Origin of the sequence: Grimontia sp. SpTr1, from assembly GCF_947387585.1 — a bacterium.
Classification (GTDB): Bacteria; Pseudomonadota; Gammaproteobacteria; order Enterobacterales; family Vibrionaceae; genus Enterovibrio; species Enterovibrio indicus.
The window spans coordinates 151,735-174,396 of record NZ_CANDOD010000011.1; the positions used below are offsets into that span (position 1 = coordinate 151,735).

19 protein-coding genes are annotated in these 22,662 nt (G+C 46.8%); 8 read left to right on the forward strand and 11 right to left on the reverse strand.

The window, feature by feature from the left end; translation table 11 throughout:
• The first annotated feature begins 210 nt into the window (after positions 1-210).
• From QL223_RS16225 to QL223_RS16240, 4 genes are all read left to right on the forward strand, one after another.
• Positions 211-480 (forward strand): hypothetical protein, encoded by a 270-nt coding sequence (locus QL223_RS16225; protein ID WP_281545314.1) that lies wholly within the window; start codon positions 211-213, stop codon positions 478-480.
• Between the two features lie 81 nt (positions 481-561).
• The gene (locus QL223_RS16230; RefSeq protein ID WP_281545315.1) at positions 562-3,345 is read left to right on the forward strand and encodes an immune inhibitor A domain-containing protein; all 2,784 of its coding nucleotides are present in this window, start codon (positions 562-564) and stop codon (positions 3,343-3,345) included.
• Between the two features lie 239 nt (positions 3,346-3,584).
• Positions 3,585-5,261: a GMC oxidoreductase gene (locus tag QL223_RS16235; protein ID WP_281545316.1), complete on the forward strand. Its 1,677-nt coding sequence runs from the start codon at positions 3,585-3,587 to the stop codon at positions 5,259-5,261.
• Between the two features lie 124 nt (positions 5,262-5,385).
• Positions 5,386-5,742, forward strand: coding sequence for a YibL family ribosome-associated protein (locus tag QL223_RS16240; protein WP_002537231.1), 357 nt, complete (start codon positions 5,386-5,388; stop codon positions 5,740-5,742).
• A 133-nt stretch (positions 5,743-5,875) separates the two neighbouring features.
• Here the strand turns inward: QL223_RS16240 and QL223_RS16245 are convergent, their stop codons facing one another.
• The gene (locus QL223_RS16245) at positions 5,876-7,219 is read right to left on the reverse strand and encodes an endonuclease/exonuclease/phosphatase family protein (RefSeq protein ID WP_281545343.1); all 1,344 of its coding nucleotides are present in this window, start codon (positions 7,217-7,219) and stop codon (positions 5,876-5,878) included.
• Positions 7,220-7,863: 644 nt separating this feature from the next.
• Here QL223_RS16245 and QL223_RS16250 point away from each other — a divergent pair.
• From QL223_RS16250 to QL223_RS16260, 3 genes are all read left to right on the forward strand, one after another.
• A complete protein-coding gene (locus tag QL223_RS16250) occupies positions 7,864-8,700 on the forward strand; it encodes a calcium-binding protein (RefSeq protein WP_281545317.1) in 837 nt (278 codons plus the stop codon).
• A 363-nt stretch (positions 8,701-9,063) separates the two neighbouring features.
• Entirely contained in the window at positions 9,064-9,477 is a 414-nt protein-coding gene (locus QL223_RS16255) for an OsmC family peroxiredoxin (RefSeq protein WP_002540090.1), read from the forward strand.
• Positions 9,478-9,605: 128 nt separating this feature from the next.
• Positions 9,606-10,055, forward strand: a complete 450-nt coding sequence (locus QL223_RS16260) for a TerB family tellurite resistance protein (protein WP_281545318.1) — start codon at positions 9,606-9,608, stop codon at positions 10,053-10,055.
• 107 nt (positions 10,056-10,162) lie between these two features.
• On the opposite strand, the gene btuD is transcribed toward QL223_RS16260, so the two are convergent.
• From btuD to pheS, 6 genes are all read right to left on the reverse strand, one after another.
• Positions 10,163-10,918: a vitamin B12 ABC transporter ATP-binding protein BtuD gene (btuD, locus tag QL223_RS16265; protein ID WP_281545319.1), complete on the reverse strand. Its 756-nt coding sequence runs from the start codon at positions 10,916-10,918 to the stop codon at positions 10,163-10,165.
• The gene (gene btuC, locus QL223_RS16270; RefSeq protein WP_002540093.1) at positions 10,915-11,901 is read right to left on the reverse strand and encodes a vitamin B12 ABC transporter permease BtuC; all 987 of its coding nucleotides are present in this window, start codon (positions 11,899-11,901) and stop codon (positions 10,915-10,917) included. Before btuC ends, btuD begins: the two co-directional genes overlap by 4 nt.
• Positions 11,902-11,964: 63 nt before the next feature.
• The gene (locus tag QL223_RS16275; protein ID WP_281545320.1) at positions 11,965-13,014 is read right to left on the reverse strand and encodes a succinylglutamate desuccinylase; all 1,050 of its coding nucleotides are present in this window, start codon (positions 13,012-13,014) and stop codon (positions 11,965-11,967) included.
• 198 nt (positions 13,015-13,212) lie between these two features.
• Positions 13,213-13,509 (reverse strand): integration host factor subunit alpha, encoded by a 297-nt coding sequence (gene ihfA / locus QL223_RS16280; protein WP_002540095.1) that lies wholly within the window; start codon positions 13,507-13,509, stop codon positions 13,213-13,215.
• Positions 13,510-13,919: 410 nt separating this feature from the next.
• Positions 13,920-16,310, reverse strand: coding sequence for a phenylalanine--tRNA ligase subunit beta (gene pheT, locus QL223_RS16285; protein WP_281545321.1), 2,391 nt, complete (start codon positions 16,308-16,310; stop codon positions 13,920-13,922).
• Between the two features lie 19 nt (positions 16,311-16,329).
• A complete protein-coding gene (pheS, locus tag QL223_RS16290; protein ID WP_046302616.1) occupies positions 16,330-17,313 on the reverse strand; it encodes a phenylalanine--tRNA ligase subunit alpha in 984 nt (327 codons plus the stop codon).
• 496 nt (positions 17,314-17,809) lie between these two features.
• Between pheS and QL223_RS16295 the strand changes: the two genes are divergently transcribed.
• On the forward strand, positions 17,810-19,150 hold the full coding sequence (locus QL223_RS16295) for a polysaccharide deacetylase family protein (RefSeq protein ID WP_281545322.1): 1,341 nt from the start codon (positions 17,810-17,812) through the stop codon (positions 19,148-19,150).
• 69 nt (positions 19,151-19,219) lie between these two features.
• Here QL223_RS16295 and rplT read toward each other — a convergent pair whose 3' ends face one another.
• The 4 genes from rplT to thrS form a co-directional block, all read right to left on the reverse strand.
• Positions 19,220-19,573, reverse strand: coding sequence for a 50S ribosomal protein L20 (rplT, locus tag QL223_RS16300; protein ID WP_002540099.1), 354 nt, complete (start codon positions 19,571-19,573; stop codon positions 19,220-19,222).
• Positions 19,574-19,614: 41 nt separating this feature from the next.
• A complete protein-coding gene (gene rpmI, locus QL223_RS16305; protein WP_002540100.1) occupies positions 19,615-19,809 on the reverse strand; it encodes a 50S ribosomal protein L35 in 195 nt (64 codons plus the stop codon).
• Positions 19,810-19,909: 100 nt separating this feature from the next.
• Positions 19,910-20,455 carry a translation initiation factor IF-3 gene (gene infC, locus QL223_RS16310; RefSeq protein ID WP_082111321.1) on the reverse strand — a complete coding sequence of 182 codons (546 nt, stop codon included), beginning with the start codon at positions 20,453-20,455 and terminating at the stop codon, positions 19,910-19,912.
• Between the two features lie 3 nt (positions 20,456-20,458).
• On the reverse strand, positions 20,459-22,387 hold the full coding sequence (gene thrS / locus QL223_RS16315; RefSeq protein ID WP_281545323.1) for a threonine--tRNA ligase: 1,929 nt from the start codon (positions 22,385-22,387) through the stop codon (positions 20,459-20,461).
• Positions 22,388-22,662: the final 275 nt, after the last annotated feature.

Consider the following 22,662-nt stretch of genomic DNA (forward strand, 5'->3'; position numbering starts at 1 on the left):
TACCGTTTGAAAAATTGCGAAGATTCTACCACAACACGCAGCAAGCTCGATCTTCAATCTTTCTTCCAAATTTCTGGCTACTTACTTTTATTGATAATCCCAATCTCTGTTTATTTTCCACAGAGGATCCCGTTTCTCATTTCCTATTCATTCCCTGCCCTTAATTGTGCCTATTTATAAATGCATACAATATGTTTTTCTGGGCTCTTCATGATTTCAGCGTTACTTCATCGATCACTTTGGATTGCTTTAGTGCTGATTACCGTATTCATTGCACCCGTCACCACTCCGCGCCTTTCAATTGCCATGCCGGCCAACGACCAAATGATTATCAATTCATTGAAAGAAAAAGGCATTATCACCAAGGACATGAGTGAAGAAGAGATCCAACACCAACTCAGAAAATACCTCGGACAATTTCCTAAAGAACCCAATCAGCCTAAGCCTCCACACCACAAAAAAGACCCTGCCAAAGGATAAAACGAATTGAGTGCCCCAAATGGCTCTCGATACAAAGCAAAGAGATACGACAACATAACCAAAGAGAAGGATCTTCACCTTATGAACAACGTCAAAGCTACCTCCCTGCTCCTGTTAGTCTCCATCGCGATGGCTTATCAGGCTCATGGGCAAACACCGAGCGATCGGGCTATCGTCAATGAAGAGAAAATCATTGAGTACCTTCGTAGAACTGGAGTCATCAATAACCACTCAACAAAAAACGAAATAGAAAGAGCCCTCTCCGAATACCTTAACCGTTCCGAGCCCAAAGACGATGGTGTCTTCTCCAAAAAGTCTTTAGAGCTCAAGCACGATGTATTAGCTCGCAAAGAGTCGCTTAGTGCTCCAGATCAGAATAAGCGTGCCCTTTTCTCGCTACTTGCTACTAGTCAACGTACGGATAAAGTGCTCGGCATCCTGATTGATTTTCCTGATCTTCCCTTTGACGATAACCAGCTAACGCCAGATTTAACGGATATGTACTACGAGAGCTATCCGGCATCGCATTATCAGAATCTACTGTTTGGCGACTCTTATGAAGGGCCAGACGGAAATCCTCTCATCACCATGAAAGCTTATTACGAAAAAGAATCTGGAGGCTCTTATAGCGTTGATGGCTTGGTCGCAGGTTGGTATCGCGCTAAAAATCCAGCGGCTTTCTACGGTGCTCGAACTGATTCTGGTGGCAGCGATATCAACGCAAGAGCGTTAGTGATGGAAGCACTGGATGCGCTCGCGAAAGACCCTTCCATTAATCTGGCAGATTTCGATAAAGAAGACCGATATGACCAGGATGGCGACGGTGACTTCTTCGAACCGGATGGCTTAATAGATCATCTCATGATCTTCCATTCATCTGTCGGCGAGGAAGCTGGCGGCGGAGCTATTGGCACTGATGCAATTTGGTCTCACCGTTGGAGCCTATCTTCCGTTTATGAACTTGAAGGAACTGACAGCGGTTTGGGTTACTGGAATGGCAAATACGCAGCCTACGATTACACTATGCAGCCGATTGATGCCGCAGCAGGAGTGACGGCGCACGAGTATGCCCATGACCTGGGATTGCCCGACGAATATGACACACGATATTCAGGGCGTGGAGAGCCAGTTTCCGCATGGTCAATTATGTCTTCCGGTTCATGGGCTGGAAAAATTCCCGGCTCAGAACCAGTAGCATTCAGTGCCTGGGCAAAAGAGTTCCTGTTTGCCAAAATGGGGGGAAGCTGGTTATCACCGGAAACCTATTCGTTAGAGGATTTGGCAGGAAACACGAAAACGGTTCGATTGGCAGAAACCACAGAAAATAACGACGGCACTAATCATGTTCGCATCAACCTACCGGGAAAACGTATTCCGGAAATCCCTCCAAAACAGGGACAGTACCAGTACTATTCCGGCAAAGGGGATGACCTTCACACCAGCATGTCAGCAGATATATCACTGCCTGATGCAGCAAGCATCGTTTTGACATTTGACTCCCACTACGATGTTGAACCCAACTACGACTTTGCCAGAGTCTTGATTGACGGCAAAGCAATTCCCGGGAATATCACCACTTATGAAGATCCACTGGGATCCGGATTGGTTCCTGCTGTACACAGTTATTCAAAAGATCACCCTGACAATGTCGACGGCTGGGTACCCGCAACTTTTGACCTCTCACAATTTGCAGGTAAAGATGTCACACTCACGTTTGAATACATCACAGACGGTGGGTGGATCGAACAAGGTTTTTACGCTGATAACATCCAAATAATTGCCGATGGAAGCGCACTCTTTTCAGACGACGCAGAAGGTGAAAGCGCATTTTCACTTAACGGTTACACCCTCAATGATGGCTTCGGTATTTACGACCATTACTACATGCTGCAATGGCGCAGCTATGCCGACGTTGATCAAGGGCTTAAACATCTAAACCGTTACGGGAAAGTCTGGCAGTACGAACCGGGACTGGTGATCTGGTATGCGGATGACTCATACAGCGATAACTGGGTCGGACAACATCCCGGCTACGGTTGGCTTGGTGTCGTTGACGCAGACCAATCTGCCGTCACCTGGAGCAAGACTGGCAATGCTGCTTCAACACACTACCAAATCCACGATGCAACATTCAGCCTACAGGATCAGTTTGCCGGTATTGATGTCAGTGGTGAAGACGTTGGCTCTCTGATAGACGATGCTCTCAATGCCAACGCTCATTTTTCTGATCGAAATGATTATTCCAATGCCGATCAACCCGATGCGGGCCGCAACATTCCAGAATACGGTCTGATGATTTCCGTTGTTGAGCAAGCCGAAGATAACCAATTCGGTATCATTGAAATTTCACTGGATGATGTTGCACCCCTAGCAGGTTTTGAATTCGAAGTTGATGGCTATCAGGTTAGTTTCATCAACCAGTCTACTGACCGTGAAGGTCCAATCACCGCATGGTTTTGGGATTATGGGGATGGAAATACTTCAAACCAGACCAATCCGGTACATGTCTATACACAGGGTGGGGATTACACTGTTTCGTTGACCGTGACGGATCAATTTGGTCAAACTCATACCATCACCAAAACCATTTCACTTAATCTGGCACCGAAAGCTGACTACGATGTCCTTCAATTCCACAAATGGGCGTTGTTTATTTCCCGCTCCACCGATAAAGATGGCAGTATCAAACAGCACCATTGGGATTTTGGTGACGGTACAAGTTTTGATACTCGAAACAGCATTATTCTCCATAAGTACCGCAAACGCGGAACTTATCAAACATCATTGAAAGTGACAGATAACGATGGAGCAAGTGACAGAACTGAAATGACAGTGACCGTCAAAAAAATCTCCAAAGGGTGGTAAGTAAAAACCTTATCAAAGCCGGCGTAAGCCGGCTTTTTCCTTTCCTTATTTCTTAAACATGCAAAATATCCCGCCTAAAATGAATGCTAATCTGGACACGCCTTCCACACAGCCTCATATGCGGGAGCTTTAACTTCATCTAGTTAACAGGACTTATCTCAGTTGTACTTTGTCCCTCATCATCTAATTGCACGAGCAGTTAGGCATTCATCATGGATTCTGTATTAAGGAGAGAACAAATGAATAACCCTGCGCGAAGAAAATTCGTCAAATCAGCCTTGGGCGTATCTGTTGCAGCGGCTGTTGCCCCTTACGCCAGCAATACCCAAGCATCAATCGTTCCCCTGCTATTTAATTACGAAACTTTATTGCCAGAACTATTCAATTCGCCACCCCGTCTTTCCTACCACTATCCTGTCATAATTATCGGAAGTGGGTTTGGCGGAGCGGTTAGTGCGCTTCGCCTTGGGGAAGCAGGTATTCAAACCGCAGTGTTAGAGCGCGGGAATCGCTGGCCGCTAAGCCCATCACGGAAAATTTTTGCTCACGATATGTTTGCTGATGGCAGAATGTTCTGGCATCGCACCACTACCACTTTCCCTGCATTGACTTACCGACTGCCTTTCTTCAATGCTATCGATTCAAAGGCCATTGATAACTTCTGTGGTGTATTGGATATCATCGACAGACCAGGAGAAAACTATACAGGCGGTTCTGACCTTCTTCTTGGCACCGCAGTGGGTGGCGGATCTGTCATTTACACCGGCGTGAAAGCGGTTCCAAAGCAGGCATACTTTGAACGCCTGTTCCCCTCAGACATTTCCTACAGCGACATGGTGAACACTTATTACCCACGGGTGAAATCAGTGCTCAATTTCTCCCAAATGCCGGACGACATATACAATAGTCTGCCATTTAAACACTGCAGGGATTGGGACAGAGAAGCCGCGAGAGCGGGCTATCGGTCCTACAAAATTGATGGAAACTGGAACTGGGGGACAGTGAGAGACGAATTAACCGGACACTCGTTACCTTCCAGCACTATTGGCCTAACGAATTTCGGTAACAGTAATGGTTGTAAGAACAGTTTGGATCAAAACTACATTCCGAAGGCGGAAGCGACGGGGAATGTCACCGTTCATCACAATCATGAAGTGAGAGAAATTCGGCCGAACGGCGATATTTACGAGTTAGACGTGGTCGAATACAACCCTTACGGTGACGTAATTAGCGCCAAAACAGTCACCTGTGACAAACTTATCATGGCGGCTGGCGCTTATCACACCCCAAGAATGCTGGTCCGTGCGAAAGCGAAAGGAACACTTCCGGAGCTGAACGATTTCGTCGGTAAGAACTGGGGCGACAACGGAAACCGGATGGCTTTCCGTCAATCTTGGTTTGGACTGCCACAAGGCGGCCCTCAAGCCTCACCGTCACCTTCAGCGATTTACGTGACCAATGCGGGTCAAAGCCCAGTTGTCGCAGAAAACTGGGCCAACGCTGCTATCGCAGAAGTTGGGGTTTCCATGACGTTGGCAGTGACCGCAGACTTCACAAACCGCGGTTACTTCTATTACGACGCCGCAAAAGACGATGCGGTGTTGCATTACCCTAAAACGCTGCAAGCAGACGCCACCAACGCTGTTCGTGCAGTAAACAACAAGATGGCTTGGGTTAATTGGCAGAAGCTTGGAGCGCCAGGATTTGACGATGTTATTTTCACGGGCGCTCACCCGGTTGGTGGTATGGAAATTGGCAAAGCGACGGATTTGTTTGGACGGGTAATAAATCACTCAGGCCTCTACGTGATGGATGGTTCACTGATTCCGGGTAACACCGGCGGCGCAAATCCATCGCTCACCATCGCTGCATTGGCGGAGAGAAACATCGAAAGAGTGATTCAGGAAGATTTCTGAGCCTCCGCGCTTAAGAAAACGTACGGCACCGATAGGTGCCGTTTTTGCTTCTGGAAATGTCATTACCATCTTGCTTTGCCTGTGGTACACTCCGCGCCCAAGTCAATCTGAGTGGTCGATTACCATGAGCATTAAACAAGAACTACAACAACTGAAAAACCGTTTGAACAAAAGCCAAGTCAAACTTGATGCTGCTAAGTCTCGTGGTGACGACGTGATGGTGACTAAGTTCACCAACGACATTGAAGATTTGAACAAGAAAATCAGCCAACTTACGCACAAGCAAAGTTTTACCCTGAACAAGGAGCGTAAGGCGCTGCTGGATATGCCTTTCTCGCGTGAAATCACCAAACAAGAGCAAGCAGACATGGGCAAGCTGAAGAAATCAGTTCGTGGTCTGGTCGTCGTTCATCCTCTGACTAAACTGGGTAAAGAGTTGAAACTGGAAGTCGTTACCGGCTTTGCACCGAAACAATTCTAACTCCCCAAAAGCGTTGCCGTTCTTCTGAGAAAGAGTGGCAACTTCTTCATCCTCTTTCATCGCACTAAACATTCCCCAACCGCAAAAAGAAAAGCCAGACTTTCGCCCGGCTTTATCATCATTCATCACTCGTTCAGTACAGTTCCAGTGTGTACCAAACCATCCGGTGATCCGAAGAAATATCTTTGCCGTTGCCAAAGCGCCCCACACGATCGTCATTCATCAGTAGTCGCCCCGGTTCATCGCTTGCTGGCCAATATACGCCGGAGTCTTCTACTTTCAGCATTGACGACGGAAATGCATAGTCAACACGAAGTCCAAAGGTGCTGGTAACACGTTCAGGAAACGGGGCATCAACTGCTTCCTCTAAAGCACCAGCACTTGTTGGCACAAATTCACCCACTGTCGCGGATTGATTGACTCGTGGGTGTTCAAGCAGCCCAGCAATAGTTTCTCGAACACCATCACCCGCTTCAGGATCGGCATTTAAGTCTCCCATGACGACAAAGTGTGCATTCTTCTTCAACCCGCCCTTTTTGCCGCTGTCGTCGTAGATAAACTTCTCGCCATTGATGTAATCAATCCAAAACTGAATTTCATCACGGTTCCGCAGCTTGTTATTTTGGGTCACGGTGTCGAACACAGGCGGTGTGGGATGTGACAACAGAAGGTGCACAATCTCTTTGCCATAAGGCGTACGAATGACTATCGGAAGATCAACATGATTTTTTGAAGACAACCTTACTTGTTCCCATTCTGCATCGGTGTACCAGTTATCACCGCAAGCCAGTCCTTCAGGAATTGGGTTGTTCTCATCGTCACAGTTAGTAATAGTTGGAATACTCGCAGTGGGCAGATCTTTCCATTTGAAGGCTTGGAATGTTCTTACCTTGTTCTTCCTGATACCGAACTTAGACATAACAGCAAACGCGTACTGGCCATGATAAAAACCGAAGCCCCATGCATCGCCAGGCAACTGGCCTGCATTGCCATTGTTGTCTAAATCCAATCCACTGTTCAGGCCAGTATTGGTAGAAAAGCTTTCTATGATGGGATATGAAATAGGCTCAAGCACGTCTCCCCCATCAATACTGTTCAGGCTTTGTCCAATTGACAGGTAGTTATCCTGAAAGCCATGCAAGGCACTGAGATCCTGCCCATATCCTTCATTGTTGAATTCGCCCATCATCAGGATATCCGGTCGGTTTTGCTGGATGATTGCTGCGACGTTACGGATTTGGATCACTTTCTCCGCTTTCGCTTTGTTTTCATCACTCATCCCATCTTTGTCTTCAACATACGCAGCAACAAGCACATCCTGCTCTTCTTGTGAGGTTGCCATTTCATCCTGGAGTTGCTCAAAAGTGGCGCGGTCAAATGAGAGATTGAACGCCGCAATGGTGACTTTCTCGTTCATACATCCTGTTAAGATCAGGAAAGAGAGCAATAGCAAAATCTTTAACTTGAGGTCCTTCATCATCTTTTCCTCATTGATTAAGGTAGTGATGCCCGACCTTTTTGAATATACCCAAACAACCTGAAGATGCAGGATTCAGCGAGATTGACTGGCGTTGTGATCGCGGCGTTCCTTTGCCGGTGTAGTCATCTCCATCAAAAAGGAACAACAAAGGGCACGGCGTCAGTCAACTCGCCCGAAGGGAGGGCCTCAATGCGCCCACTTCTTCGTTAAATTCCACGGAAATAGAACGACTATTCCTCGCGAAATTTGCCTCGAATTGAACGCATTGATGACCTCTGAACTCAAGCATCTTCAGTTCGTTTGGGTATAAGCGCTCGGGCAACCGTCGAAATTAACTGATGTTATTGACACAGTAATTAACCGATGATGAATATTTAACCTTGGTTCAATTTTCACAATTCATGTTAGTTGAACTATTGAAAGAAAAATAAGAAAAAACGATTCCAACCCGCCACTTATATGGATGACTAATTCTTTCTCATTATTAAAAATCGCGTTCTCACATATCTTTCAATTGTTTCAGAAGGCCATTTACAGCATAAAGTCAGCGAACTGAAACATTTTATTATCCACGGGCAAATACAATGAAGTGGAGTTTCTCTTTCGTCGATATTCAGATTTGCCTTTTAGGAGATTAAAAAATGACAACAGTATATGGAATTGAATTTGATTATCTAAAACTTGGTACGAACGAAGACGACACACTCAATGGTGGTAACGGTGACGGATTTATTAATGGTTTGGATGGCCAGGATACTATTGTAGGTTTTGGCGGCAACGACCTGATCCTGGGTGATGACATACCTATTGAAGACTACATCGATCTTAACAGTGAAGCGGTCCAACAAGCGCTGGTTGCACTTTACGAGTCCGTTCAGTCGCGTGATTTAAGCGACTTTTCAATCGAAGATATCCAATATGCTTTGTTTGAAGTACAAAACTTTATTGTCGAAAACCCCGAATTTCTAAGTGTTCTTGCAACACAAGGCGACAGCGACATGCTGATCGGCGGTGCTGGCAACGACATGATTTATGGCGGTGCAGGTGATGATGTCATACGCGGAGGCTCTGGAGATGACATGTTGATCGGTTTTGCCGGCGATAATTTACTTTTAGGTGGTGAAGGAAGTGATGTCATCACTGGAGGCATTGGAAACGATAGACTTTACGGAAATAGCGGCGAAGATTATTTGGTTGGCACTAGCGGGTCAGATTTTTACTTTGGCGGTGAAGGTAGTGACTATTTTATGTTTACAAGGTTGTTAGACATCGAAGAAAGCACAGATCGTATCGTGGATTTTGAACAGGGAACAGACAAGGTGGTGCTTTTTAATATCGCCACTGATTTTCAAGATCTTGCTTTTAATCAGTCAGGGCCTACCGTTGAAATTCAGGTCAGTGAAAACCACACCATCATTTTCAATAACTCACAAGTTGAAAACTTCACCGCAGACGATTTCATTTTTTACAATCTCTAATTTAGCCGGTATGAATATACGCTATACCTAAGAAGGCTGTTCATCAATGCTGAGAACGACTTCTACGACTTTAGGATAATGTCTTTATAGTGAGAAAATAAATCCTAAAGAATTATGGCGAAATAGAGCACACTGAGTCCGAAATCGGTTTTGTAGTGCGGTCGTCTGCCAATACTACTTTGCGCGTCTAATGGCGCGCATTTTTTTATTCCTTTCCAACCTATTTTTTCTCTCTCCGCGAACAATATTTCATTTGTTGTTACCGCTCCCCTGCTCTGGAAAAATTCTACTGCACAATAAAGTCAGTAGGTTATTGCCCCGTTACTACCACTTGACTGGGTAAATTCAAACAAGGAGAAAATAATGCCAACACAAAAAGCCAATGCAGTATGGGAAGGAACCTTAAAGTCAGGTAAAGGCGTAATGAAATACGGTGATGTTACTGGGCCGTTTACTTTCGCTTCCCGATTTGAACATGGTGAAGGCACGAACCCTGAAGAACTGATAGGTGCAGCTCACGCTGGATGCTACTCTATGTTCCTTTCTGCCCTTCTATCAGAAAAAGGTCTGGTTCCAACCATTTCTACACAAGCCAAAGTTCACTTAGGTGATGAGGATGGCCCCAAAATCACGCTTATTGAATTGGAATCTGAAGTGTCTGCAGATGGCCTGGAAGACAGCTTACTTCAAGAATTAGGCTCAATTGCCAAGCAGAAATGTCCTGTATCTCGTCTTGTGACTGGTGCTGAAGTGACTCTTCAACTGACCCTCGCTTAACGTTACTGACGCTCCTTATGCGATTCACTGAGGAGCGTCTTTCAAACTCGCTTTGTAAATACGGTTTACATCACGTTTCCTTGTCGCGTACTCTTTGATTAGACAAAAGATCACGAGGAACGACGGCTATGTTTTCAAAACTGTCTTCTATTTTAAAAGAAGTATTTTCGGAAGAAGGTGGTAGCGCCACTTCAAATGAAATGCGCTATCAGCGAGCAATGGCGGGACTACTGTGCGAGGTGGCTGGTGCAGATCACCAACTAGACCCCAGAGAAGAAGCCGCCAAAGTCAGCCTACTCTGCTCGCTACTAGACATTAAGCAAGATGAGGCAAACACCCTAGTCGAAGAAGCACAAAAGGATAGCCAACACTCCGTATCGCTCTATGACTATACAGACAAACTGCGACAGTTAGAGCAGGGCCAACGGTACGATTTAGTCAAGGCGATGTGGGAAGTCGCGTATGCAGACGGCAAGGTTGACCCACTGGAGGATTCCGTTATTCGAAAAACAGCAGAACTACTTTACCTGGATCACGCGCTATTTATTAAAGCGAAATTGGAGGTTACTAAGCAGTAAAGCGGCAAGCCACTCGATTACAGATATACAGCTGCATTATTCAAGCACCAATGCTGGACACTGAACCAATTGAAACGGATTAAAATCCCTCCGTTGAATGATGCAGTCTATTGACTCAACATAAGAATCTGACCATCCACTTCTACTCGTTTGAGCCTTGTACCAAAGGTCTCCTCTAATTTAGAAACATCCATAACCTTTGCCGGTTCACCTTGGGCAACGATATGACCATGCTTCAGTAACACGACTCGGTCTGCATCGGATAGTGTCCGGTTGATGTCATGATTAGACATCACTACCGCGATACCTTTGTCTGCTATATTCCTGACGATTTGGTACATCACGCTTTGCTGGGCAATATCGAGCGCAGTGGCGGGCTCATCAAGTATCAGTAGTTTTCCTTCAGGGTTGATATCCGGCCATATCTGCAAACACACACCAGCCAGACGGACACGCTGCCATTCACCACCAGAAAGCTGGTCTGTACTGCGATTCAACTTGTCTGCAATGCCCAATACCTCGCAAACGTCAACGACAGCTCGCTCAGCGGCTGAGGGGTCCAATTGATGGATAGCAGACAGGCTAAGGCTTAAATATTGGTAAACACCAATTGCAAAAGTGGGCTTCTGTTGCTGGTTAAGATAAGCCCGCTGACGGGCGAGAGACATGCTGTCAATTTTTCGCATATTCTTGCCATTCAGCTCAATATCACCCTGCCCTTCAATTAAACCGGATAGGAGTTCGAGGAGTGTACTTTTCCCGCTACCATTAGCCCCTAATAGATGAACAATTTCTCCCTTTTCGGCTCGGAAGTTAAGCGGTAACAGGCGTGTACCCAACGCAATATTGCTTGCAATGATCATATGCGCCTCAACAGCATCCAGATAAACAGTGGAGCGCCAATGGTCGTTGTTACGGCGCCCACGGGTAGCTCAGCTTCGGCGATTGCCATTCGGCCTATTGTGTCAGCAATTAACATCAAAGCGGCGCCGGAAATGGCAGCAAGTGGAAGTAGGAATTTGTTTTCCGTTCCCAGCCAAAGACGCAGAAAGTGTGGCACAACAAGACCAACAAAACCTATCACGCCAGCCATCGCCACAGATGCCCCAACCAGAAGGCTCACTAAAAGGATCAAACGCCATCTTAAGGCGTCTGTATCCAGACCTAGTTGCTTTGCCTGCATTTCACCAAGCATCATCAAATCAAGCTTTTTACCCTGGAAACAGAGCCAGATAAGCGCAGGGACAACAATGATAGTCAATGTCAGTTGGGGCCAGTGAACACCTGACAAGCTTCCCATCAACCAATACATCAACTGACGTAAGTTAAGGTCGGAACTGAAGTAAAACGCCCAAGTGACAATCGCACCAGATAAGATCCCGAGCGCGACGCCGATCAAAAGCAACCTTGCTGTCGACATCGTCCGCTTTCTGGCCAACATGACCAAAATCGCCGTAAATGCCAATGCTCCCAACATGGCGGCACCCATTAACCCATAAGGCGTGGCCAGTGCAGGAAAGAGAAACAGCACAACAACTAAAGCAAGGCTCGCCCCGCCTGATATACCCAACACCCCAGGCTCTGCCAGTGGATTACCAAGCAACACTTGCAATACCCCACCGGACACCGCCAGCGAGGCGCCAATGACAACCGCTGCAATAACTCGCGGAACACGCAATTCAACAAGAAGTTGCTGCTCGAGTTGCGAACTGACAGAAAAAGGAGATATCCAGATTTCACCAACGGACAAGGAAACGAACGCACTAACCGTGAGAAGGCAAAGTGAAGTGATAAGTGCGGCATGCCAGCGCCTTTCCCGACGCTGGACAAGTTGAAGTAAATGCATGGTTTTCGGGTTTTAATCGCGATTGCCGCCAACCATACATAGAACAGATGAAAATGAAAAGCGCTAACTTAAGGCGACAGGCCCCGGATCGCGTTCCACATTGACGTAGAGCGGCTTAGAAAGATCAGGTTCAAACGGTTGAACTAATAGAGCTGCACGCTGCCCTATCGCTACCTTTGAATTTGGAAACACCACCGCCTCACCGCCAGCGATCGCTGAATAAACGGTACCGTTTTCCTCTGCTAACTGCGCCCCTTCTGCAAAATAGGTAAAGTTTGCAGCATCATCACTGAATGCCAGATTAAAAGCGGTATCAGTCTTGGTGATAGTTCGCGTCACTTTATAACTTGAGAAGCTTTTCACAGCAGAAGGTGCAGGCAAAGCCTTACCACACATTAATGCGACTAAAGCGTCTCGCAGTGGCACAAATTCTTCCATGTTGTTTTCATACAGACGAGCTACTCGCCCCATCTCAAAAGTCGCTGCCAATGCGCCAAATTTTTCGGCACTGAACCAGCTAAATGTCGATGATGGTGTGCGGCTCAACATGACTGCATCCATGTGAGACGCTTTTAAGAAGTTGACCAGCGGTCTGATATCAGTGGCTTTCGACGAAGCCGGTACAACACCAAACATGTAATGCTGAGACGCTCTGATTGCGCTGTGCAGATCAAAATGCCAAGGCTCTTCACTACCCTTTTCAAAAAAAGACTGAACTTGCGCCTGTAGCTCATTGGCCATTTCACACTCTTTGTTTCTTTCAGGGTTTATACCCGCAAACAAACGGTTGAGGTTTTCTTCTATAAAGCGTGTGTGTGCGTGAATGGCATCAGGATGGGCAATGATAAACAGTAAACGTGATGTAGGCACGAAGGCTTCATCTAGAACGCTGGAGACCAAATCGTCGACCAGTTCGATAGGTGCGGTTTCATCACCATGAATACCTGACGAGATCACAATGGCTTTATCAGCCATTGGTGGCGTGATTTCAACAACACCAATTGCGTTATGGCTGACGTTGACACCGTTAGAAAGAGTTATGCTGCTAGGGATGAAATTGCTGGGTGGATATAACGTGTGCTTTAGAAAGCCCCCGGAGAGTTGACTATCCATTTCAAGCTGTCCTTTTTGATTATTTTGTTTTATGTGTTCTTCTCGTATCTGACCCCCAATATACAAATTAAACACTCTGATAACAAACGCAATTAGACGCCTATATCGCCATGCGAAAATGCCGAAGCCCCTAACTTACAGGCAATAAAAAACCGCGGTTAAATAACCACGGTTCTTTGGAAAACTCTCGTACGACGATTAATTGTCTACTTTGGCTTTTTCGACACGTGCCTTCAGTTTTTGGCCCGGACGGAACGTAACAACGCGACGCGCCGTGATAGGAATATCTTCGCCCGTCTTTGGGTTACGGCCAGGACGTTCGTTCTTGTCACGAAGATCAAAATTTCCGAAGCCAGACAATTTGACTTGTTCGCCACTTTCTAACGCTTTACGAACTTCTTCGAAAAACGCTTCGACAGTTTCCTTGGCGTCCCGCTTGCTCATCCCGACGTTCTCAAACAGGTTCTCAGCCAAATCGGCCTTGGTGAGCGCCATAGGTCATTCCCTCAAGAAATGTTGAACACAAATGTGATACGTCGTATCTACACCACGATTGCACTGCGAAGAAATTATTCACTTGCTCCTTCGTCGGGCAGCATAATCTCCAGCAGCAACTATCGAACAGTGTAAGCCAACTGGCTGATTTGCGCCAACTTTTTTCCATATCATTATTTAGAACAGTGCTCTGTTTATGAGCTTTTCATTCTCGAGTCATGCATAAAAACCGAGACACGATATTGTGAATATAGTCATTAAGTGATGTTTTTACTGGGGTTTTAATCGTTTGCAAGTCGAGACTTGTTAAGATTATGATAAAACATAGATTTATCAGAATGATACGTGTTAGAACTTTTAGACATAAAAAAAGCAGCCATTGGGCTGCTTTTTTATTAATAAATTTGTAATTAGTCGCGAAGATGCGCGCCAAATTTCTCGCCAAGCAATGCTATAACCGATGCAACCGCCTCAGAAATATCACTTTCTTCCAAGGTGCGCTCAGTGGATTGCAGGCTCAAAGCGATAGCCAAACTCTTCTTGCCGTCTTCTACGCCCTTGCCCTTGTAAAGGTCAAACAGCTTAGAACCGGTGATCAGTGCATTATCGGTTTCCAAACAAGCACGAACCACAGCCTCTGACTCAACGTCGTCAGCAACAATCACAGCGATGTCACGGCGGTTAGCCGGGAACTTGGAGATAACAACCGCTTCTGGAATGACTCGAGTGTTAATCGCTGACCATTCGATTTCGAATACGATGGTACGGCCGTTCAGGCCAAACTTACGCTCAAGTTCAGGATGAACCGTACCGATGTAGCCCACGACTTTGCCATCGACTTCAATTGCTGCTGATTGACCTGGGTGCAGTGCTGGATGCTTAGCAGCTTTAAAGCTGTAGCTCAGCTCGTTTGCAGTCAGCTCCAAAATCGCTTCGAGATCGCCTTTCAGGTCGAAGAAATCGACGGTGTTTGTTGCGATGTCCCAGTGCTCTTCTGAACGAGGGCCTGCAATCACACCTGCCAACATCATTTCCTGACGCATGCCGTTTTCTGCGGCTTGTTCAGGGATAAAACGAAGACCTGCTTCAAACAGACGAACGCGTGGCTGTTGACGTTTCTGGTTGTAAGCAACGGTATTCAATAAGCCAGTCCAAAGGCTCAGGCGCATGGCTGACATGTCTGCTGAAATTGGGTTCGGCAGAATCAATGGCTCTACGTCTGGCACAATCAGTTTCTGTTGGTTTGGTTCAACAAAGCTATAAGTAATCGCTTCGTGGTAACCACGGTCAACCAGCAGATCACGAACACGTTTCAGAGGTTGATTCGCCTCTTTGTGTTCATTCATGTTCAGAGAGGCTACAGGCGCTTGGTTTGGAATGTTGTCGTAGCCATAGATACGGCCAACTTCTTCAATCAAGTCTTGCTCAATCGCCATGTCGAAACGCCATGAAGGCGCTTTCGCAGTCCAACCTTGCTCAGTCGTTTCAACTTCGCAGCCCAGACGGCTCAGGATCTCTACCACGTCTTCAGAAGAAATCTGGTGACCCAGCAGGTTGTCCAGCTTGGTACGACGCAATGCAATGGTGTTCGCTTTAGGCAGGTGCTCTTCAGACTCCTGACCTACGATTTCACCTGCTTCACCACCGCAGATATCGATAAGCAGCTGAGTAGCACGCTCCATCGCGTAGTTTTGCAGCGTTGAATCAACACCACGCTCGAAGCGGTGTGAAGAATCAGTGTGAAGGCCATAGCTACGTGCGCGACCGCGGATTGCGTCTGGTGCAAAGAATGCTGCTTCCAACAGAACGTCAGTCGTGGTTTCTGCATTTACGCCAGAATCCTGACCACCGAAAATACCTGCAATCGCCAGCGCTTTATTATGGTCAGCAATAACCAGCGTATTTTCGTTCAGCTCAGCTTCATTGCCGTCCAGCAGAACCAGTTTTTCACCTGGTTTCGCCATACGTGCAACGATGCCACCCTCGATCTTCGCCAGATCGAATGCATGCATTGGCTGACCTTGTTCCAGCATCACGTAGTTGGTGATGTCTACAATTGGGTCGATAGAACGGATACCGCTACGACGCAGTTTTTCTTGAATCCACAGTGGCGTGGCCGCTTTAACGTTAACGTTACGAACCACACGGCCCAGGTAACGTGGACACGCTGCTGGCGCTTCGATCGCAACAGAGATTTTGTCGTCGATTGCCGGAGTGACTTTCTCGAACGCTGGCTGACATACTTCAGCACGGTTCAGAACGCCTACTTCACGTGCCAAACCTTTGATGCTCAGACAGTCAGCACGGTTTGCAGTCAGGTCTACATCGATAGTCACGTCGTTCAGCTTCAGGAACTCACGGAAATCAGTACCGATTACTGCATCCGCAGGCAGTTCCATGATGCCATTTGACTCGACGTCAATACCCAGCTCAGAGAACGAACACAGCATGCCGTGAGATGGCTGACCGCGCAGTTTTGCTTTCTTAATTTTGAAGTCGCCTGGCAGCACAGCGCCAACAGTCGCTACGGCTACTTTCAGGCCAAGACGGCAATTCGGTGCACCACAAACGATGTCCAGCAGCTCTTCACCGCCAACGTTCACTTTAGTAACACGCAATTTGTCTGCATCAGGGTGCTGGCCGCACTCAACCACTTCACCAACAACAACGCCGGTAAACTCACCTGCAACAGCTTCAATGTCGTCGACTTCCAGACCTGCCATGGTGATTTGGTGTGCTAGTTCTTCGCTGTTTACTGCAGGATTAACCCACTCGCGAAGCCAGGATTCACTGAATTTCATTTATCAATTACCCCAATGCTTACTTGAATTGTTTCAGGAAACGCAGATCGTTCTCGAAGAACGCACGCAGGTCGTTTACGCCGTAGCGCAGCATGGTCAGACGCTCTACGCCCATACCGAATGCGAAACCTGAGTATTTTTCTGGGTCAATGCCAACAGAACGCAGTACGTTCGGGTGAACCATACCGCAGCCCAGTACTTCCAGCCATTTGCCGTTTTTGCCTTTAACATCAACTTCTGCTGAAGGCTCAGTGAATGGGAAGTATGACGGACGGAAACGTACTTCCAGATCTTCTTCGAAGAAGTTACACAGGAAGTCGTTCAGGATGCCTTTAAGCTGTGCAAAGTTTACGTTTTCGTCAACCAGCATACCCTCGACCTGATGGAACATTGGGGTGTGAGTCTGGTCGTAGTCGTTACGGTAAACACGGCCCGGTGCGATAAAGCGCAGTGGCGGCTGGTTGTTTTCCATCGTACGGATTTGAACACCTGAAGTGTGCGTGCGCAGCATCAGATCCGGGTTGAAGAAGAAAGTGTCGTGATCAGTACGCGCTGGGTGGTCTTCCGCAATGTTCAGAGCATCGAAGTTGTGGAATGCGTCTTCGATTTCTGGGCCTGTTTGAACGCTAAAGCCAAGCTCACCAAAGAAGCTTTCGATACGTTCGATAGTGCGGGTAACAGGGTGAATGCCACCGTTCTCGATACGACGACCCGGCAGAGTCACATCAATGGTCTCAGCTGCCAGCTTCGCTTCAAGCTCTGCACTTTCCAGTGCAACTTTACGCTCGGTCAGCGCTTGTTGAACTGCTTGCTTTGCTTTGTTGATGCTTGCACCCGCTTCACGGCGCTCTTCCGGCGGAAGTTTGCCCAACTGCTGAAGCTGGAGGGTCAGCTCACCTTTTTTGCCCAGGTACTTAACACGCACCTCATCCAGAGCCGCAACTGAATCAACTGCTTCGATAGCAGCCGTTGCGTTGGATAGAATCTCTTCTAGTTGTTGCATCGTTTCCTCATCTGCCTGTCTAGGCAGTGTCCTACGGGGGAGTAAAAGATATACCAATTCTCGTAGCAGAATCCGTCTTTCCAGTGCGAATTCGCAATGGCAGATCACGCTCTGAGAATTGGTATAAGACGTAACGGTACATAGTAAATAAACCGCGCCTCAAATCCAATCTGAAATAGCCGTTTAATGGCGGTCATGACTAAATCGTCGGCGATTTTATCACCTGATATTTTTCAACGACGTGAATTTACCCAGATTCAAGCCCATGGCAACGCAATTGACTCAGAAAATTGCTTATTGATTCACCACTTAGTGCGATCAAATACCAATATCTGTTCTGCGCTGAATGCAACTTACAGCCTCCGCTATCGTTACAGTCAAACTTTGATAACAGCACGTACAAGATTTCGTAGAAATCAGGCCCGAGTATGTATTTTCTAGTGGATGAGCTCTTGCTCACATTCAATAACGTAGAAGCTAAAAATAGGACAATACAATGGCAAAATTCAGTTGGCACATTACGGGTAAAAAAACCAGTTACTCGCTTTTTCTTCCAATAGTTATGTCAGCACAAGTACTCGCAATGGAAAATGCTTACCCACCTTCTCAATTATCACCGATTGATACTGCAAAAACGCCTATGTTCGTCTCGCTAGGCTTTGATGATAACAACGACTTAGAAGGTCTTAAGTGGGTTCTCGATACCCTGGCCTCTCACAAAAATCCTAATGGCATGGACAAACATGCTAATCGCAACCCTACCGCGTCATTCTTTATGCTTTGCGGCCAATCTAGGGAAAACGAAGACGTTTTAAACTTATGGCGACGCGCCCACCAAGCGGGCCATGACATTGGAAACCACACCGAAACACACCCGGATGACAAGGTGAACTGGAATCCCTTGGATAGTTGGATGACTCAAGAAGCTTGGCAGCAAGAAGTGACACTCTGTAATCAGTTTCTCACCTCCGCTGTTGAAGATGGCGGTATAGGTATTGAAAAAGCGCATGGATTCCGAGCGCCTTTTCTTACCTACAATGACAACACTTTAAAGGCAGTCATTCAAAACGGTATAGCCTACGACGTCAGTTTTCCCGCAGGCATAACACCCGCCCATGACGGAACCAACAATTACTGGCCATACACTCTTGAGAACGGCAGTCCAGAGCATGATCTTGCCGTTAATAGTGGTTGGAAACCGCAAATAGCCAACTATTCAGGTTTGTGGGAAGTTCCTGCACACACATTGATCGTACCACCAGATAATCTGACATCGGAATATGGCATTGATTATTCTTTGAGGGACAAGATCGCCAAGCGTGTACCTTGGTTTGACCGTGAATCTGGCAAAGGTGACAACTTCGACTGGAACCTATACTCCGAGCCAGCTTGGGGCGCAGCTGGACTCTCAGGAGATGAGGTGTTTGCCATTTATGCCTATAACCTGGATTTACGTTTGAAAGGAAACAGAGCACCTTTGGTTTTGGGATTACATTCCGGCTTCTATGGGTTGGTGAATGGACAAGAACAATATGGAATGCCGGGTTCGGACACCCAAAGCCGCCAAGCTGCCCTCTCCAAATTTATCGAGTACGCATTATCAAAATCTGAAGTGCGGTTTGTCAGCCACATTGAAATCATTGATTGGATGAAAAACCCTGAGCCGCTGACCTTATGCCCCAAAGACGATTGGAATGTATATACAACATATGTTGAAGGTAGTGTTGTCACGTATGGGGGAGAAAACTATCAGGCGAAATGGTGGACAACCCAGCAAATACCGGGGCTTTACGAAAACTCGCCTTGGGAGCTGCTGGCTTCTTGTACAGCGAACTGACGGTTCGATTTAGAATAGAAAAAGGGGAGCCGAAGCTCCCCTTTCTCACAAAGTCTATTCTGTAATAAATTACAGAGCAGCTTTCGCTTTCTCTACCAGAACAGAGAATGCAGCTTTGTCGAATACAGCGATATCAGCCAGGATCTTACGATCGATTTCGATAGACGCTTTCTTCAGACCGTTGATGAAACGGCTGTAAGACATACCGTTTTGACGAGCCGCAGCGTTGATACGTGCAATCCACAGTTGACGGAATTGACGTTTCTTCTGACGACGGTCACGGTAAGCGTATTGACCAGCTTTAGTTACTGCTTGGAAAGCTACGCGGTAAACACGTGAACGTGCACCGTAGTAACCTTTAGCTTGTTTCAGAACTTTCTTATGACGTGCACGAGCTTGTACACCACGTTTTACGCGAGGCATTATGTCTCTCCTAAACTAATTCGTTAAAAATACTAAGAAAATTATGCGTATGGAAGCATACGCGCAACTGCACCCATTTCGCACTTAGGCAGAATTGAGTTAGGACGCAGTTGACGTTTGTTCTTAGTAGTACGCTTAGTCAGGATGTGACGCTTAGTTGCGTGCTTGAACTTGAAACCGCCACCAGTTTTCTTGAAACGCTTAGCAGCGCCTTTGTTTGCTTTCATCTTAGGCATGATGAATAACTCCGCATTGTATGCAATTAATAACAGTGTAATTTGGCGAACAAAGAGGCTATGCCCGAAGGCATAGCCTCTCGTTACTTGTATGCCGAAATTACTTCTTCTTAGGGGCAAGAACCATGATCATTTGACGACCTTCAATTCTTGAAGGGAAGCTTTCTACTGAAGCGATTTCAGCAGTGTCTTCCTTCAGTCGGTTCAGAACGTCAACACCGATATCCTGGTGCGCCATTTCGCGACCACGGAAACGGATAGTAACCTTGACCTTGTTACCCTCTTCAATAAAGCGAACCAGGTTGCGTAGTTTTACCTGATAGTCGCCAATATCGGTTCCAGGACGGAATTTAACTTCCTTGATCTGGACAATCTTTTGCTTTTTCTTCTGCTCTTTCGCAGCCTTACTCTTTTCGTAGATGAACTTACCGTAGTCCATCACACGACATACTGGCGGCTCGGCATTAGGGCTAATTTCTACCAGATCAACACCAGCATCTTCTGCCGCTTTAATCGCTTCATCATATGAAACAATACCAAGCTGATCACCATCAATACCAGTCAGACGTACTTCACGCAGACCACGAAGTTCTTCGTTAAGACGGTGAGCATTTTGTTTAGCCGGGACTTTTCTTGCGCCTTTAATACCTTAATCCTCCAAAATATTAAGAGTTCGGGTGCGAACTTCGTTCTCGAGCAGAGAAACGAATTCGTCAATTTTATATTTACCCAAGTCTTTACCTTTGCGTGTACGTACCGCGATTTCGCCAGCTTCCATTTCCTGGTCGCCACAAACCAACATATAAGGTACGCGCTTCAAAGTGTGTTCGCGGATTTTAAAGCCAATCTTCTCGTTTCTCAAGTCTGCAGACGCTCTAAATCCTGCTTTTTGCAGTTTTTTCGCTACTTCCTGAACATATTCCGCTTGATTGTCGGTAATGTTCATCACTACAGCTTGTTGTGGAGCTAACCAGCTTGGGAAATGACCCGCGTATTCTTCAATCAGAATACCGATAAAACGTTCCAGTGAACCCAGAATCGCACGGTGAATCATTACTGGGGTGTGACGTTCGTTGTCTTCGCCAACGTACGTTGCGCCCAAACGCTCAGGCAGAGCAAAATCGAGCTGCACAGTACCACACTGCCACGCACGATCCAAACAGTCATGCAAAGTAAATTCAATCTTAGGACCGTAGAATGCACCCTCGCCTTCCAGAATCTCGAACTTAATGTCCATAGATTCCAGTGCTTCAGCCAGTGCTTTCTCAGCGCGATCCCACATTTCATCAGAACCTACGCGCATTTCAGGACGGGTAGACAGCTTAACCACGATCTCGTCGAAACCGAAAGTCTGGTAAGTGTCGTAAACCATCTTGATACAAGACGTCACTTCCTGTTGCACCTGCTCTGGGGTACAGAAAATGTGTGCGTCATCTTGCGTGAAACCACGAACACGCATCAGGCCGTGCAACGCGCCTGATGGCTCGTTACGGTGACAGCTGCCGAATTCAGCCATACGCAATGGCAGGTCACGGTAAGATTTCAAACCTTGGTTGAAGATCTGAACGTGGCCAGGGCAGTTCATTGGCTTCAGTGCGTATTCACGGTTCTCAGATTGAGTGGTGAACATGTAGTCAGCGTACTTGTCCCAGTGACCAGAACGCTCCCACAGAACACGGTCCATGATAAGCGGACCTTTCACTTCCTGGTAATCGTATTCGTTCAGTTTTGCACGAACAAAAGTTTCCAGTTCACGGAAAACAACCCAACCGTTGTGATGCCAGAACACCATACCCGGTGCTTCTTGTTGCATGTGGTAAAGGTCAAGCTGCTTGCCCAGTTTACGGTGGTCACGTTTTGCGGCTTCTTCCAAACGCTGCAGGTGAGCTTTCAGTTCTTTCTTGTCGTTGAAAGCCGTACCGTAGATACGTTGCAGCATCTTGTTATCGCTGTTACCGCGCCAGTATGCACCAGCAACGTTCAGGATTTTAAAGTTTTGGCAGAAACCCATGTGCGGTACGTGCGGACCACGACACATGTCGATGTATTCTTCGTGATGGTAAAGGCCTGGACGATCATCGCGAGATACGTTTTCATCCAGAATTTCCATCTTGTAAGGTTCGCCACGTGATTCAAAAGCATCACGCGCTTCCTGCCAGCTCACGTTCTTCTTGATGACCTGGTATTTGGTTTTCGCCAAATCCTTCATGCGCTTTTCAATCGCATCCAGGTCTTCTTGAGTCAGAGAACGGTCAAGGTCAACGTCGTAATAGAAACCGCTGTCGATGGTTGGACCGATCGCCATTTTCACGTCAGGGAAAAGCTGCTTAATCGCATGACCCAGCAAGTGAGCACAAGAGTGGCGAATGATCTCAAGGCCGTCTTCGTCTTTCGCAGTGATGATTTCCAGATTCGCGTCGTTTTCAATCGGGTCGCACGCATCAACGCGTTGACCGTTAACACGACCCGCGATACATGCTTTAGCAAGACCAGGACCGATGTCAGCAGCGACGTCGTAAGTAGAAACTGGGTTATCAAATGAACGTTGACTACCGTCAGGAAGAGTAATTACAGGCATTATATTGTCCTATTTACAGTGGTGTTACACACGAAGTAACACTTGTTTGGATTTTTTGCATCCAGCTTAGAGAGCGATGAATGCACGAGAATGAAAAGATTCTTGAGGGTCCAATTTTGGTACCAATCAAAATGTCTGAACCCGAATCGAAAGAGGATTGTAACCATGTGGTGGAATAACGCAACCAATCATGCGCTATCCCCATCAGTTTACTTAGAAACGGCCATAGCCCCGTTGATTGCTATTTTACGAACCGTCACCTATTTACTAAGCAA